Origin of the sequence: Streptococcus sanguinis, from assembly GCF_013343115.1 — a bacterium.
In the GTDB taxonomy this organism is placed as follows: domain Bacteria; phylum Bacillota; class Bacilli; order Lactobacillales; family Streptococcaceae; genus Streptococcus; species Streptococcus sanguinis_H.
The window spans coordinates 430,383-444,870 of sequence record NZ_CP054570.1 but is presented as its reverse complement, the minus strand read 5'-3'; the positions used below and the strand labels follow the sequence as shown (position 1 = coordinate 444,870).

The 14,488-nt window shown below is 43.3% G+C and carries 15 protein-coding genes; 1 reads left to right on the top strand and 14 read right to left on the bottom strand.

Going from position 1 to position 14,488, the window contains the following annotated elements:
* Positions 1-138: 138 nt before the first annotated feature.
* From rsmI to tmk, 4 genes are read right to left on the bottom strand one after another with little or no spacing between them, the layout of a single operon-like run.
* Positions 139-1,005 (bottom strand): 16S rRNA (cytidine(1402)-2'-O)-methyltransferase, encoded by an 867-nt coding sequence (gene rsmI, locus FOC72_RS02200; RefSeq protein WP_002894691.1) that lies wholly within the window; start codon positions 1,003-1,005, stop codon positions 139-141.
* Between the two features lie 2 nt (positions 1,006-1,007).
* Positions 1,008-1,325 (bottom strand): DNA replication initiation control protein YabA, encoded by a 318-nt coding sequence (yabA, locus tag FOC72_RS02195; protein WP_002894690.1) that lies wholly within the window; start codon positions 1,323-1,325, stop codon positions 1,008-1,010.
* 24 nt (positions 1,326-1,349) lie between these two features.
* Entirely contained in the window at positions 1,350-2,240 is an 891-nt protein-coding gene (locus FOC72_RS02190) for a DNA polymerase III subunit delta' (protein ID WP_002894688.1), read from the bottom strand.
* Entirely contained in the window at positions 2,237-2,875 is a 639-nt protein-coding gene (gene tmk / locus FOC72_RS02185) for a dTMP kinase (RefSeq protein ID WP_002894687.1), read from the bottom strand. The genes FOC72_RS02190 and tmk overlap by 4 nt, the downstream gene beginning before the upstream one ends.
* Before the next feature lie 313 nt (positions 2,876-3,188).
* On the opposite strand from tmk, the gene FOC72_RS02180 reads away from it, so the two are divergent.
* Complete coding sequence (locus FOC72_RS02180) at positions 3,189-4,076, top strand: YitT family protein (protein WP_002894684.1); 888 nt, start codon at positions 3,189-3,191, stop codon at positions 4,074-4,076.
* Between the two features lie 32 nt (positions 4,077-4,108).
* On the opposite strand, the gene FOC72_RS02175 is transcribed toward FOC72_RS02180, so the two are convergent.
* The 10 genes from FOC72_RS02175 to mgtA all read right to left on the bottom strand — a co-directional run bounded on the left by FOC72_RS02175 (position 4,109) and on the right by mgtA (position 14,339).
* A complete protein-coding gene (locus tag FOC72_RS02175) occupies positions 4,109-4,765 on the bottom strand; it encodes a CBS domain-containing protein (RefSeq protein ID WP_002894682.1) in 657 nt (218 codons plus the stop codon).
* A 261-nt stretch (positions 4,766-5,026) separates the two neighbouring features.
* The gene (locus tag FOC72_RS02170; RefSeq protein ID WP_002894681.1) at positions 5,027-5,737 is read right to left on the bottom strand and encodes an ABC transporter ATP-binding protein; all 711 of its coding nucleotides are present in this window, start codon (positions 5,735-5,737) and stop codon (positions 5,027-5,029) included.
* Positions 5,737-6,501, bottom strand: a complete 765-nt coding sequence (locus tag FOC72_RS02165; RefSeq protein WP_002894680.1) for an ABC transporter ATP-binding protein — start codon at positions 6,499-6,501, stop codon at positions 5,737-5,739. Before FOC72_RS02165 ends, FOC72_RS02170 begins: the two co-directional genes overlap by 1 nt.
* Complete coding sequence (locus FOC72_RS02160; protein WP_002894679.1) at positions 6,501-7,454, bottom strand: branched-chain amino acid ABC transporter permease; 954 nt, start codon at positions 7,452-7,454, stop codon at positions 6,501-6,503. Before FOC72_RS02160 ends, FOC72_RS02165 begins: the two co-directional genes overlap by 1 nt.
* Before the next feature lie 3 nt (positions 7,455-7,457).
* On the bottom strand, positions 7,458-8,327 hold the full coding sequence (locus FOC72_RS02155; RefSeq protein ID WP_002894678.1) for a branched-chain amino acid ABC transporter permease: 870 nt from the start codon (positions 8,325-8,327) through the stop codon (positions 7,458-7,460).
* Between the two features lie 245 nt (positions 8,328-8,572).
* Positions 8,573-9,733: an ABC transporter substrate-binding protein gene (locus FOC72_RS02150; RefSeq protein WP_002894677.1), complete on the bottom strand. Its 1,161-nt coding sequence runs from the start codon at positions 9,731-9,733 to the stop codon at positions 8,573-8,575.
* A gap of 88 nt (positions 9,734-9,821) precedes the next feature.
* Entirely contained in the window at positions 9,822-10,091 is a 270-nt protein-coding gene (locus FOC72_RS02145) for a YlbG family protein (protein WP_002894676.1), read from the bottom strand.
* A gap of 161 nt (positions 10,092-10,252) precedes the next feature.
* A complete protein-coding gene (locus FOC72_RS02140) occupies positions 10,253-10,843 on the bottom strand; it encodes an ATP-dependent Clp protease proteolytic subunit (RefSeq protein ID WP_002894674.1) in 591 nt (196 codons plus the stop codon).
* Positions 10,844-10,951: 108 nt separating this feature from the next.
* The gene (gene upp, locus FOC72_RS02135; protein ID WP_002894672.1) at positions 10,952-11,581 is read right to left on the bottom strand and encodes a uracil phosphoribosyltransferase; all 630 of its coding nucleotides are present in this window, start codon (positions 11,579-11,581) and stop codon (positions 10,952-10,954) included.
* A 97-nt stretch (positions 11,582-11,678) separates the two neighbouring features.
* Positions 11,679-14,339 carry a magnesium-translocating P-type ATPase gene (gene mgtA, locus FOC72_RS02130; RefSeq protein ID WP_002894669.1) on the bottom strand — a complete coding sequence of 887 codons (2,661 nt, stop codon included), beginning with the start codon at positions 14,337-14,339 and terminating at the stop codon, positions 11,679-11,681.
* Positions 14,340-14,488 lie beyond the last annotated feature (149 nt).

Sequence of the window (14,488 nt, the reverse complement as noted above, 5' to 3'; positions counted from 1 at the left end):
AAACCAACTGTCTAATCCAGATAACAAAAAAATCCTGATTTTAGGTCAGGATTAAATAGTCTTACTAAAAAGCTGAGTTACACTTTCTCCAATTTTTAAACAGACAACTGGTTGTATTGAGAAATTTCTGAGCTTCTATCAATCCTTATTTTCATGATAAACCGCATAGAGCTCGCTCTTGTTCTTGCCGTATTTCTTGGCCACTTCCTTGATGGCCTGATTTTTTTTGCTGCCAGCTTCAACTAAAAGATCAATTTCAGCTAGGATCTGCTCTTGAGATATGTCTTGAAGAGCATCTTCTTCCGCCCCAGCTACAATCAAGAGACACTCTCCTTTAGGCGGATGTTCAGCCGTATAAGCCAACAAGTCTGAAATCATCCCTCGCTGATACTCCTCGTGAATCTTAGTCAGCTCGCGCACCAAGACGACTTGGCGGTCACCATAAACCGCTAGCATATTTTCCAACGTAGCCCGAACCCGATGAGGGGATTCGTAGAAAATCTGAGTCTCAGGATAGGATTTTTTGCTAGTAAAAAATTCCTTCTGCTGTCCAGCCTTTCTAGGCAGAAAGCCATAGAAAATGTGCGGTTGAGGAGCCAAGCCGCTGGCAATCAAGGCAGTAATTCCAGCACTAGGCCCAGGAATCGGTACTACAGTAATTCCAGCTTCTAGCGCTGCCTGAACCAAATCATGACCTGGATCAGAAATGCTGGGCAGACCAGCATCCGAAACCTGAGCTATATCATTTCCGCTTTGAAGCATGTCCAAGAGAACTGGGATTTTCTCCTTGGCATTGTGCTCATGAAAGCTGATCTGTTTGGTCTCAATCTCAAAATGCTTAAGCAGAAGGCCCGTATTTCTCGTATCTTCAGCCGCAATCCTGTCAACCTCTTTCAGGGTATTGACCATACGGATGCTCATATCATCCAGATTGCCGATAGGAGTAGCGACCAAATAGAGCTTGCCGTAGGCAGTTTCGCCCTTAAAACTTTTTTGAACCTGCATCACTACTCCCTAAATAATAACTCATCACAGAACATACACTCTGCGTCATTCTCCCGGCGCTGACCATAGAAATCCGTACAGACATGAAAGCCGTCATAGTAAAGCTTACGCAGATTATCCCGGTTTTTCTTGGTCTTGGTCGGAGCTTCCTTCTCTACCTCTCCCAAGCGCTCCCTCAGCTTGTCATTTTCCAGATGCAGAGCAATATTTTCCTCTACCACACTCTTGAGATTTTTCTTGACAGCCTCCACCTCAGCAAGGGTCACTAAAAGCGTCTGTGAAAAATCATCCAAGGCGTCAAATAAGTCTTTTTTATCCATTTTATACTCCTGTGCTGCCTCTTTTTACTTTCCCTTCAAAGTCATATATTCTAAAGCGTTTTGAAAAGATACATTGGCCCGCCACATCTTGCGAGCCAGCAAAAGCTGCTCCAAGGCCTGTCGACCGCTTTCTGATGCTATTTCCTTATAAAATAACACTTCCAAGAGCTTGAAGATTTGTTCCTGCTTCTCCTTATCATCAGCCAGCTTTGCCAGACGTGAAACCTGCAGAAATGCCTGACTGGGACGAGTTTGAAAATCCTTGACAAAGCGCTCGCATTCGCTGACTAATTCAAAAAAGGCATTATTATGAGCCAAGCTAGCCGCTTCTGACTGAGTCTGACTATAAGCAGCTAGTAGCTCCGCTCGGCTCTTAATCAAGCCATCCTGTTCCAAGCTGTGCTGCAGAGCAGCTGTATTTTTCAAGAAATGATAAACCTGAGTCCGACTTCGAATCGTCGGCAGAATCAGCTGTTCATCAGCAGTCAGAAGAAAGATATAAATCTCACTCTGCGGTTCCTCAATGACTTTGAGCAAGGAATTGGCTGCATTGACGTGCATCCGATCCGCATCGCAGATAATGAAAACCTGCCGACTGCCTTCTAAGCCACTTTGAGAGAAGTTTCGGACCAGCTCCCGAACTCGGTCTGTTTTAATAATGTTATTAACCGGTCGCACCACAGTTACATCAGAAAAATCTTCCTCTGCAATCAAACGACAAGAACGACAAGAACTACAAGGCCAGACGCCTTGCTTATTCTCGCAAAAGAGACTCTGGGACAGGATTTGGGCCATTTCAAAGCTGCCAAAAGCTCCGGTAAACAAGTAGGCATGGCTAAGCCGTCCCTGTTCCAAAATATGCTGAAACTGCTCAAACAAGCTGGGCTGGCTTTGCTGTAAATCTTTTATCTTCATGACGGATTCCCAAATCGTTCCTGAATGATGGCCAAACTATCAGCCACTACCTTATCCAAAGGTTGACTGGCATCTACCTTGACAAAGCGCTCAGGCTCCTTGTCAAGAATCGCCAAATAGCCCTGCCGAACCCGCTGGTGCAAGTCCAAACCTTCCAGATCAAGCCGATTCACCTCTCGGCTCTCGCTCTTAGCAATCCGCGCCAGCCCTTCTTCCACATCAATATCAAAATAGAGGGTCAAATCAGGCTTGAGTCCATCTGTCGCAAACTGATTGAGCCATTCAATATCTGCCACATCCAGACCCCGTCCGTAGCCCTGATAGGCCACTGAACTATCGATAAAACGGTCCATCAAGACAAGCTTTCCTTGCGCCAAAGCTGGCAAAACCCGCTCAGTCAAGTGCTGACGGCGGCTGGCAATGTACAGCAAGAGCTCAGTTTTAGCATCCATAGCCGTATGACTAGGTTCCAAAATCACTTCGCGAATGGTCTCCGCAATCTGGACGCCACCCGGCTCCCGCGTCGTAATAAGACCAGTGCCATAATTTTTCAAAAAAGGAAGCAAGGCTTCCAACACACTCGACTTTCCAGCCCCTTCCGGACCTTCCAGCGAAATCAAAATACCATTTTTCATCTTTACTTTTAATCTCTAACTTCTAATTTCTTAATCTTTATAAGAAAATGCAGATGCGACTTGCTCTAAAGCTTGATATAATCTACTTTTCAGAGTCCGTCCACATTACTGAGCAGCCTGATAAGAACCAACGCCGTCAGTTCGTTATTTTCATTCTACTCTTTTTTATCTATTGTTTATTTTACCAAAAAAAAAGCTAAAAGCCCATCATAAGAAAAGACTTTAAAAATTTTTTCAAAGTGTTTCACAAAGGCTAAATTTTTGGTAAAATATATTCAGAATAAATTTCTGGAAATAGATTTAGGAGGATGTTATGTTTAAATTAAAAAACGTACTGGCCATCATTTTTGGGGCTGGAATTTTTTCTTTTGGGATTCATTATTTGGTCATTCCCTTTCACTTATATGAAGGTGGCGCGACAGGTCTGACCTTGATTGCCTACTATCTATTTAAAATCCCTGTCTCGACGACCAACCTGATTATTAACATTCCTCTCTTTATTATTGCTTGGAAACTACTAGGCTCACGAACCCTCTATCTCAGCATTCTGGGGACCTTCTCCGTGTCTGCTTGGCTCAAGATTTTTGAAATCCTACCTGCCTCCAAACACCTGCAAAACTATTTTCTCTCAGCTCTGGACGGGGATGTTTTACTGGCCTGTCTTGGAACAGGGATTGTTTTAGGGATTGGACTAGGCATCATCTTCAATGCTGGCGGAACGACGGGCGGTACTGACATTGTAGCCCGTATCTTTAATAAATACACTAGCATTTCCATGGGCAAACTCATGCTGACTGTTGATTTTGTAGTCATTACCTTGGTTCTCCTTGTTTTCAAAGACCTACGCATGGTATCTTATACCCTAATGTTTGTCTTTATCACCTCGCGCGTCATTGACCTGATTGCAGAAGGAGGCTTTGCCGGCAAAGGATTCCTCATCGTTACCAGCAAACCGGCAGAACTGGCTGAAGCTATCAATAACAAGCTGGATCGTGGAGTGACCTACCTCAAGGGGCAAGGCTTCTATAGCAAGCAGGATCTCCAGATTGTCTACTGTGTTGTTTCCCGTAATGAAATGCAACAGATGAAGAAACTCATTAACCAAGTCGATCCATTTGCCTTTACAACTATTACCGAAGCCCATGAGATTTTGGGCGAAGGCTTTACTTTAGATGCCAACAAACAACCTATTGTACGTTAAAAACCTCATCCATGATGAGGCTTTTTTATCGCTTATAAAGCTTTTGCAGCAGTATGTGTAATCTCAGCCAGCTCAATAGCATGCTCCTCAAATTTTTTCTTGAGAAGCGCCGTATCTATATTACCGGCTAACTGTACTTCAATGACGACTTTGCCATCCTTGCGTGGGATATTGACGGTATTGGAGATGTTGAGATTTTCTTCCACCAGAAGACGGATAATCTGCTCAAGAACCCCCACCTTATTCTCAGTGACAAAGCGCAGACGGACTCCCTCTTCACCATAGCCAGATACTTCTAAGAAAGCCTTGAAAATATCACGGTCAGTAATAACCCCGTAAAGTTGCTCATTGTCCACGACAGGCAGGATACCAATCTTATTTTTCAGCATCAGATAGGTCGCATCTTCCAGACTGGCAAACTGAGAAATCGTGACAACATCACGAATCATAACATCACCAACTTTTGTTTTGTTGAGAAGATAGTTCATCTCATAAATAGACAGACTCGTTGCCTTAGATGGACTAGCTTCTGCAATCGTTCCTTCTGTCACCAGTCCCACTAGTTGGTCATTCTCAATCACAGGCAGACGGTGGAGCTTTTGTTCACGCATCATATCTGCCGCATGAGCAATCGTAGTATTTGGGCTGATATAAACCACCTTACGCGTCATAAAATCTTTAACTGCCATAAAAGTTCCCTCTACTTCCTATCCATAATTCTTATACTTATTATACTTTATTTTGAAGCTGATTTCAAACGCTTTCAAGCCCTTTGCCTAAGTTTTCAAAATTTAGAAAAATCCCGCGATTGGAAAAATTGAATATAGGAAATGGCTAGCTAAACTATTTTAAGCATCTAAGATAAGAAAAAGGTCCATTGGACCTTTTCTAAATGTTAAGTTACTACCATAACTTTCTATCAACAACCTAAAAATGTCTCCCAGACATTTTTAGCCACCTAGATATGCTTTGCGGACTTCGTCAGAAGCGAGAAGCTCTTGGCCAGTTCCGGACAAAACGATTTTGCCTGTTTCAAGGACATAACCGCGGTCAGCGATAGAGAGAGCCTTGTTTGCATTTTGCTCAATCAAAAGAACTGTTGTGCCTTGCCGCTGGATATCTTGGATAATATCGAAGATTTCCTGGATAAAGATTGGCGCCAAGCCCATAGAAGGCTCATCCAAGAGCAAAAGCTTAGGTGTAGACATCAGAGCCCGTCCCATAGCCAGCATCTGCTGCTCACCACCTGAAAGGGTTGCAGCATCTTGGTTTTTACGCTCTTCCAAGCGTGGGAAACGAGAGAAGACCTTTTTGAGATTGGCTTGATTTTCTTCGCGGTTTGTTTTGAGAAAGGCACCCATTTCCAAATTCTCCAAAACGGTCAAACCTGGAAAGACATGACGGCCTTCTGGTACTTGCGAAAGTCCAGCTGCTACGATTTTTTGAGCAGGAACTTTTTGAATTTCATTGCCGACAAATTCAATTTTACCAGCACTTGGACGAACCAAGCCTGAAATCGTGCGGAGAATGGTCGTTTTTCCAGCGCCATTTGCACCAATCAGGGAAACAACCTCTCCTTCATTTACTTCAAAGCTGACATCACGGACAGCCTGAATCATGCCATAATGGACAGAGAGATTCTCAACTTTAAGCATGGACATTAGGCTTCACCTCCTAGATAAGCTTCAATAACGCGTTTGTCATTCTTGATTTCATCAGGTGTTCCGTGCGCAATCAAGCGGCCGTACTCCAGCACATAGATGCGCTCAGTGACTTCCATTACCAGACTCATGTCATGCTCAATCAGCATGATGGTAATGTTAAATTCGTTTTTAATCCGACGGATTAGGGCAGTCAGCTCAGCTGTCTCCTGAGGGTTCATCCCTGCAGCCGGCTCATCCAAGAAAAGGATCTTTGGCTCCGTTGCCAAGGCCCGAACAATCTCCAAGCGGCGCTGCTGACCATAAGCTAAGTTCTTAGCCAAGGTTTCTGCTTCCTTATCCAAATCAAAAATTTTCAGCAACTCCAAAGCCTTAGCTTTGAGTTCTTCTTCGTTTTTGTAGTAGGCTGGCAGGCGGAGGAAAGAAGCCAACACATGAGCCTTATGATGATTACCAAAGGCAATCAGAACATTATCCAAAACACTAAGGTCCTTAAAGAGCCGGATGTTCTGGAAGGTCCGCCCTAGACCTAAAGAAGCAATCTTGTAAGGTACCTTACCATTAAGCAGGTGACCATCTAGTATCACTGTCCCTTCACTAGGTTCATAAACACCAGTTAGGAGGTTGAAAAGAGTCGTTTTTCCTGCACCATTAGGGCCAATCAGACCAACCAGCTCGCCCTCGTTGAGTTCCAAGGTCACATCGCTGACAGCAGTCAAGCCACCAAAGTTTTTAGTTAGATTTTTCACATCAAGAAGTGCCATTATTCTTTGACCTCCTTATTCTTTTTGAAGAGCTTAGACAAGCTCAGCTCCCAAGTTCCTAAGAGTCCGCCTGGACGGAAAATCATGACCAAGATTAAAGCCAAAGAATAGACAATCATCCGAATGCTGGATACATCCTGCAGCAACATATTGAGAACTCCCAATACCACTGCAGCTACAATGGTTCCAGTCATAGAGCCTAGGCCACCAAAAACGACAATAATCAAGATATTGATAGTGTTGGTAAAGGAATAGTCCTTAGGAACAACTGAACCAACGAAGCCAGCTTGAAGAGAGCCAGCAATAGAAGCCGTGATAGCTCCCAAGACAAAGGCTGTCACTTTGATTCTAGTAGTATTAACCCCAACAGACTCGGCAGCAATTTCATCCTCACGGACAGACAGAGTACTGCGGCCAATAGGACTGCGCAGGAAATTCAAGGTCAAAATAGTTGTGATAACAACAAAGACATAGACCATCTGCCAAGAAGTAAAGGGCGGAATGGATAGGATACCAGCTGCGCCATTCGTCAAAGTACCCCCATTAATAATCAGAATCCGGATAATCTCTGAGACACCAAGAGTCGCAATCGCGAGATAGTCTCCTTTAAGACGAAGCGTTGGTAAACCGACTGCCAAAGCCACAATACCAGCAATGATAGCTCCAGCCAGCATGGCAATGAAGAAAGCTCCATATGTTGGCGATTTAGAGCCAATAATTGCTACTGCGTAGGCACCGATTGCCATAAAACCAGCATGGCCAAGAGAAAACTGACCTGAGAATCCGACGATGAGATTAAGCCCCACAGCCAGAATAATATTAATCCCGATCTGCTCTAAGATTTGAATATAAAAAGCATTGAGAACACCGGCACTAACCAATACTGTCATCAACAAGTAGCCAATTAAGACAAGGCCAAGCCAGAAAATATTTATCTTTAAATTCTTTTTCATACCTTACACCTTCTCTTTCACATTTTTGCCAAGGATACCAGCTGGACGGATCAGAAGAATGACAATCAAAATCGCATAGACAATGGCATCACGGAAATCAGATAGTCCAAGCGCTGTCGCAAAAGTCTCCAAAAGACCGATAACAAAGCCACCAAGCGCGGCACCAGGAATGATTCCAATACCACCGAGAACGGCCGCTACAAAGGACTTAATCCCTGGAGTCATCCCCATCAGAGGCTCCAATGAATTATAGTAAAGGGCAATCAGGACGCCAGCAGCTCCTGCAAGAGCTGATCCCAGAGCAAAGGTGAAGCTGATTGTACGATTGACATTGATTCCCATGAGCTGGGCAGCATCACTGTCTACAGATACAGCTCGCATAGCCTTACCCATCTTTGTCTTCTGCACGATGAACTGCAGAGCCACCATGAGGAAAATCGAAATTCCCAAAATCAGCAGCTGAATATTTGAGATAGAAATCGGCCCTAAGTTAAAGCGTACCGTTTTAATAACCTGCGGGAAGGAACGGGTATTGGCACCGACAAAGAAAATCATGCCATACTCAAGAAGAAAAGAGACCCCAATGGCTGTAATCAAAGCCGCAATCCGAGTCGAATTTCGCAGAGGACGATAGGCTAAAAACTCAATAAGCACACCGAGAATCGCTGTCCCAATCATCGCTAAAATGAGAGAAAGGAAGAAATTAAACTTCAAGATATTAATCAAGTAATAACCCATAAAGGCACCGATCATATAGATATCGCCGTGGGCAAAGTTAATCAGCTTAATAATCCCATAAACCATGGTATAACCCAAAGCCAGAAGCGCATAAACACTACCCAGGATTAGACCGTTGACTAATTGTTGGAGCATTAGACACCACTCTTTCTATAATAAAATAAGGAATGGGAGAAAAATCAGCAGACTAGGTCGTGATTTTATCATCCCACTCCCAAAATACGAATAATAGTTGATTGAGAAACGAAGAAGAATAGATTATAAAACAATACTCTTTCAAATCCGTAGATTTATAAAGAAAGAAATCATCTACTAACTTGCTCAAGCAACTAGAAATAGAAAACAAGTCAAAGACTGGGAAAGCCCCAGCCTCATAACTCTTATTCCGCTTTAACTGTTTCTACAGTATCTACTTGACCGTCTTTCAAGCCAATCATCAAGGCTGTTTTCACTGGATTATGGTCTTTATCAATAGTGATTGAACCAGTCACTCCATCAAAATCTTTAAGCTTAGCCAAGTTGTCTTTGATATCTACAGAAGTTTTAGCACCTTTGGCTGCTTCTGCTGCCATATAAACAGAGTCATATGCCAGAGCTGCAAACATAGATGGCTCTTCTTTGTACTTAGCTTTGTATGCTTCAATAAACTTCTTAGCTTTTTCTGACATTTCACCAGAAGTTGTAAAGCCAGATACATAGTAAACATTTGTAGCTGCAGCTGGAGTTGCTTGCTCAACGAACTTAGCATCACCAAAGCCATCAGGACCAACGATTGTTTGGTCAATACCCAAACCACGCGCTTGATTGACAATTTTACCAGCTTCAGTATAGTAACCTGGAACAACCAGAGCGTCAAATTCTTTACCCTTAATCTTTGTCAAAGCAGCTTGGAAGTCTGTATCCTTAGATTGGAAGGTTTCTGTTGCTACAATCTCACCCTTGAATTCCTTCTTGAAGGCATCTGCCATTCCTTTAGCGTAGTCGCTGGATTGATCGTAGTAAAGAACGACTTTCTTAGCTTTCAAGTTATCAGTAACATACTTAGAAATGATTTTACCTTGGTAGCTATCAATGAAAGTTGCACGGTATAGATAATCTTGCTTGTTGGTCAGATCATCCTGTGTCGCACTTGGTGTAATGATTGGCACACCTGCTTTAGCAGCATTTGCAGTAGCTGAAGCTGTCGCTCCAGAAGTCGCAGGGCCAATGATTGCATTTACCTTGCTTTGGGTAACCAAGCTAGTAGTGATGGTAGATGCTTCAGCTGTTTCTGATTTGTTATCCTTATCAGTAACTTCAATCTTCTTGCCATCTACGCCGCCAGCAGCGTTGATTTCATCAACGGCCAACTGAGCACCATGTTGTTCAGCTGTACCGTAGGCTGCTACTTCACCTGATTCTTCAAAGTTAAAACCAAATTTAATCGTATCGCCAATTTCTGTACCAGTTGCTGTTGAGTTGTTATTGGATACTTCTCCACAAGCTGCGAGAAGAGCCGCACTAGCAAAAGCTACTAGGGATAGTGCAAATTTTTTCTTCATTAGGAAATCTCCTTAAGTGATTTGATTGATGATATAGTAAGAATATATCGAATTATCTGACAATTGTCAACCCTTTATAGAAATTTTATCAAATGATAACGTTTTCTTGCTCTCTATACAGGCTTCCAACAAAGTTTTGATCTAGTTCTTTTATGTGAGAAATCCGAACTTGCTTAACATAGCGCTCCTTGGGCAGATTCTCCTGTAGGTTCTGGGCGTCCTCTTGATTGACATAGAGATGCAGATAACGATGCTTCTTAGAATGATAAATAATATCACCGAAGTTCGCCAGTTTTTTGGCATCTCGATTATAGTAAAGATAGACAATCAAGCCCACTCTTTCTTCTCTCTCTATCATAAAACTCCTTTCCGGTCCATGTAGTTCTTAGATGATTATAGCAAAGATAGGGCAAAAAGACTAGCCCTGAAAAGCTTTATGGCCTGTTTAAATCACCTGAACTTGGTAACTTGTCAGACTCAAAGCAACAAAAAAAGGAGCCGGTTTTGGCTCCTCCTATGTTAGTTCAAGTTGCTATTTTCCATGATTTCGTCAATAAAGCCGTATTCCAAGGTTTCTTGAGCGCTCATCCAGTAATCGCGTTCTGCATCTTTGTGGATTTGCTCAACGGACTTGCCAGAGTTTTCAGCTAAGATTTTTTCCAAGGTATTACGAGTTCTAAGCAAGTGTTCAGCTACAATGGCCATATCCGTTTGCTGAGTGCCGCTTCCAGCTCCGCCCATCGGCTGGTGAATCAGATATTCTGCATTTGGAAGCATGAAGCGTTTGCCCTTAGCACCACTGGAAGCAATGATTGTTCCCATGCTGGCAGCTACACCCATAACAATGGTCTGAACATCAGACTTGATGAAGTTCATAGTATCCACAATAGCCAGACCTGCTGAAACGGATCCCCCCGGCGTATTTACATAGAGATAAATATCTTTAGTATTGTCCTGTGCATCCAAGAAAAGGAGCTGGGCAATGACTGAATTAGCCATATTATCCTCTACTGGGCCAGTCAGCATGATAATGCGGTCTTTTAATAGCCGGGAGTAAATATCATAGGAGCGTTCTCCTCGGCTGGTTTGTTCAATAACTACAGGAATCATAGTTTTCTCTCTTTCTCTTTTTAAATTTTTCTATCAAACTAGGGGAATAGAATTTCAAATTACGAGACTATTATATCCTTTTGGTCAAAAAAGGTCAAATAGAAACTTTTACTTGGTCCCGAAAAGACGATCTCCTGCATCTCCTAGTCCTGGTACGATATAACCATGATCATTGAGATGATCATCCAGAGCAGCTGTGAAAATATCAACATCTGGATGAGCTTCCTGCAAGGCTTTTACTCCTTCAGGCGCTGAAACCAAGCAGACAAATGTAATATGGCTAGCACCACGTTTCTTCAGAGAATCCACAGCCAAGATAGCAGAACCACCCGTAGCCAACATTGGATCTACAACGAAAATCTGACGTTGGTCAATATCTTCTGGCAACTTGACCAGATACTCAACCGGCTTCAAAGTTTCTTCATCACGGTACATTCCGATATGCCCAACTTTAGCTGCTGGAACCAAGCTCAGAAGTCCATCCACCATGCCAATACCAGCCCGCAGGATTGGTACAATAGCTAATTTTTTCCCTGCAATCTGCTTTTGAACTGTTTTCGTAATCGGTGTTTCAATTTCTACATCTTCAAGTGGTAAATCGCGCAAAACTTCATATCCCATGAGCATTGCGATTTCATCAACTAATTCGCGAAAAGCCTTGGTAGAGGTATCTGTACGACGCAAGATAGACAATTTATGCTGAATTAGTGGATGAGCGATAACTTCAAGTTTTCCCATGATTGGATTTCCTTCTTTCAATTTATTCTTCTTATTATATCAAAAAAAGTGTGAAAAGGCTTGCTATAAGCAAGCCTTTTCAAAGATTTTCTTCATCTTACAGCCATTCTCTATAGCGCTTGATATAAAGGTGTTTAACAAGAGTTACACTAACCATATAAAGCGCAATAATCAAGAAGAGGAAAAGGAAATAAGTGCCATTCAGCGGGGCAGTTTTCAGAACTGACGCAAAGAGGCTGTATGGCAAGGAAGTAACAAAGAGAGCTGCTGCCATGGTCGTCACAATAACGGATAAAGCAGGACGGCTCTGCACAAATGGCAGCTTAGGTGAGCGCAGCATGTAGATGACCATGGTCTGGGTCCACATAGACTCAATGAACCAGCCTGTTTGAAAAAGAGTGATAAAGGTTGCCGCTTGCTCAGTACCAGCTTGATAACTACTTCCTGTTATCATAGGAACAATGATAAAGTAAAGGGCCAAGTAAGTCAAAACATCAAAAATGGATGAGATAGGCCCAATCCAAGCCATAAAGCGGGTAATAGAGTTAGCAGACCAAATCCGTGGTCTCTTGAGAAATTCACTGTCTACGTTATCAAAGGGCAGAGCGATACAAGACAAGTCATAAACCAGATTGAGGACAATCAAATGAACTGGTGCCATAGGAAGAAATGGCAAAAAGATACTGGCAAAGAGGAGAGAAAAGATATTCCCAAAATTGGAACTGACCGTCATCTTAATGTACTTGGTCATGTTGGCATAGACCTTGCGTCCCTCTACCAACCCCTTCTCCAGAACCATGAGATCCTTGTCCAGCAGAATGACATCTGCCGTTTCCTTGGCAATATCGACAGCTGTATCAACAGAAATACCCACATCTGCTACCTTCATAGAAGGTGCATCATTGATACCATCACCCATGTAGCCAACCTTGTGACCATTGGCCTTGAGTTGGAGAATGATCCGAGCTTTTTGGTCAGGTGATAGCTTGGCAAAAACCGTTGTATGCTCCACTGCCTGACTCAATTCTTCATCAGATAAGGCATCCACCTCTACACCTAGTAAGATATTATCTACATCTAACCCAACCTTTTGACAAACTGCCTGGGTCACCTTATCATTATCACCGGTCAAAATCTTAGTAGCAACGCCGTACTCAGCCAAGGTTTCAATAGCTGGAGCCGCAGATGACTTAGGTGGATCTAGAAAGGCCAGATAGCCCGTCAAAATCATGTTAGATTCATCCTTGACTTCATAGTCGTAATCTTCTTCTAAGTCTGACTTGTAGCTAACACCAAGCACGCGCAGCCCTTGCTCATTGAGTTGAGCCACTTCCGCAAGGATTTCCTGACGAATCTCCTCAGTCAATTCCGTAATGCGTTTCTTGTATTCTACATGGCTAGAGATAGCCAGCATTTCCTCCAAGGCCCCCTTGGTCACCATGCTGATAACATCCTCATCATCCTTGACGATGACACTCATACGACGACGCTCGAAATCAAAGGGCAGTTCATCAATTTTCTTAAAGGTTTGGTCTAGATTACGGACAATCTCATGCTTTTCTGCTTCTTTCTCCGTCCGATTGATAATGGCCCGGTCCATAAGATTTTTGAGACCAGTTTGATAGTAGGAATTGAGAAAAGCACGACGGAGCACTGCTAAGTCCAAATCTCCATGAATATCCAGCGGGTATTCTAACACAATCTCGTCTTGGGTCAGTGTGCCCGTCTTATCCGTACAAAGGATATCAATAGCTCCTAGGTCTTGGATGGCATTCAGCTTCTTAATCACGACCTTTTCCTGAGCCATGATAATAGAACCTTTAGCCAGGCTCGCTGTGATAATCATAGGCAGCATTTCTGGAGTCAGGCCGACCCCAACGCTGAGGGCAAAGACACCTGCTTCCAGCCAGTCGCCGTCTGTCAGACCGTTTATGAAGAACACGACTGGAACCATGACGAGCATCAGACGAATCAAGAGCCAGGAAATGCTATTCATCTCGCGCTCAAAAGAGGTCGGCTCATCATAGGTGTTAAGCGTCTGCTCAATGGCTCCCATCATGGTCTCATCGCCAACCACCAGCACCAGAGCTGTAGCTCTTCCGGAAATAACGTTGGTTCCCATAAAAGCCAGCGACTCTGTTTCTAAAAGGCTATCTAGATTTTGCCCATCCGACTTGGCCAGACAGACCTTTTCTACTGCATCGCTTTCGCCTGTCAGGCCGGACTGCTGAACAAAGAAATCACGCGAATCCAGCAGCAGTACATCTGCAGGAATCATGTCTCCAGCACTAAGTTTGATGATGTCTCCTACAACAAGCTCATCAATCGGCAGTTCCTGCTCTGCTCCTTCACGGATAACCGTAGCCGTGTTGACAATCAGCCGAGACAGATTGCTAGCAGCGCGGTCGCTCCGCAATTCCTGAACAAAACGAATGCCTCCAGAAATCAGCACCAGAACAACAATGATGATGGAAGTCGTCGGATCTTCCTCACCAGGCTTAGCCAGCCAAACATTGGTCACTAAGGACACGAGGGCAATCACCAATAAGATGACTGTAAAGGGGTTAATGATAGACTCGTAAATTTTCTTTAGAATAGAGTCTTCCTGACCCTTTGTGATGATATTTTCACCATAGAGGTCACGATTTTCTTCGACCTGCTCTTCTGTCAGGCCGCGAAAGGAACTCTTGTAAAATACCAGAGTTTCTTTTACAGGAAGCTGCAGCGCAGCAACTAATCTTTCTTTTACTGTTTTCATTGGTTTCTCCTTGATGTATGATTAATAATTTTCATACACAGGGACCAATCACTTTATGAGGACAGAACGACACAAATCAGCGATTGGCTGTGTATGTGCGGTTCCGGATAATCGTCAATTTGCATCGCGTGTCTCCTTTCTTAATTTAT

What these genes read in the sequence shown, in the direction of transcription:
- rsmI (WP_002894691.1), bottom strand. Translation starts at nt 1,005, where the DNA reads ATGCAGGTTCAAAAAAGTTTTAAGGGCGAAACTGCCTACGGCAAGCTC.
- yabA (WP_002894690.1), bottom strand. Translation starts at nt 1,325, where the DNA reads ATGGATAAAAAAGACTTATTTGACGCCTTGGATGATTTTTCACAGACG.
- FOC72_RS02190 (WP_002894688.1), bottom strand. Translation starts at nt 2,240, where the DNA reads ATGAAGATAAAAGATTTACAGCAAAGCCAGCCCAGCTTGTTTGAGCAG.
- tmk (WP_002894687.1), bottom strand. Translation starts at nt 2,875, where the DNA reads ATGAAAAATGGTATTTTGATTTCGCTGGAAGGTCCGGAAGGGGCTGGA.
- FOC72_RS02180 (WP_002894684.1), top strand. Translation starts at nt 3,189, where the DNA reads ATGTTTAAATTAAAAAACGTACTGGCCATCATTTTTGGGGCTGGAATT.
- FOC72_RS02175 (WP_002894682.1), bottom strand. Translation starts at nt 4,765, where the DNA reads ATGGCAGTTAAAGATTTTATGACGCGTAAGGTGGTTTATATCAGCCCA.
- FOC72_RS02170 (WP_002894681.1), bottom strand. Translation starts at nt 5,737, where the DNA reads ATGTCCATGCTTAAAGTTGAGAATCTCTCTGTCCATTATGGCATGATT.
- FOC72_RS02165 (WP_002894680.1), bottom strand. Translation starts at nt 6,501, where the DNA reads ATGGCACTTCTTGATGTGAAAAATCTAACTAAAAACTTTGGTGGCTTG.
- FOC72_RS02160 (WP_002894679.1), bottom strand. Translation starts at nt 7,454, where the DNA reads ATGAAAAAGAATTTAAAGATAAATATTTTCTGGCTTGGCCTTGTCTTA.
- FOC72_RS02155 (WP_002894678.1), bottom strand. Translation starts at nt 8,327, where the DNA reads ATGCTCCAACAATTAGTCAACGGTCTAATCCTGGGTAGTGTTTATGCG.
- FOC72_RS02150 (WP_002894677.1), bottom strand. Translation starts at nt 9,733, where the DNA reads ATGAAGAAAAAATTTGCACTATCCCTAGTAGCTTTTGCTAGTGCGGCT.
- FOC72_RS02145 (WP_002894676.1), bottom strand. Translation starts at nt 10,091, where the DNA reads ATGATAGAGAGAGAAGAAAGAGTGGGCTTGATTGTCTATCTTTACTAT.
- FOC72_RS02140 (WP_002894674.1), bottom strand. Translation starts at nt 10,843, where the DNA reads ATGATTCCTGTAGTTATTGAACAAACCAGCCGAGGAGAACGCTCCTAT.
- upp (WP_002894672.1), bottom strand. Translation starts at nt 11,581, where the DNA reads ATGGGAAAACTTGAAGTTATCGCTCATCCACTAATTCAGCATAAATTG.
- mgtA (WP_002894669.1), bottom strand. Translation starts at nt 14,339, where the DNA reads ATGAAAACAGTAAAAGAAAGATTAGTTGCTGCGCTGCAGCTTCCTGTA.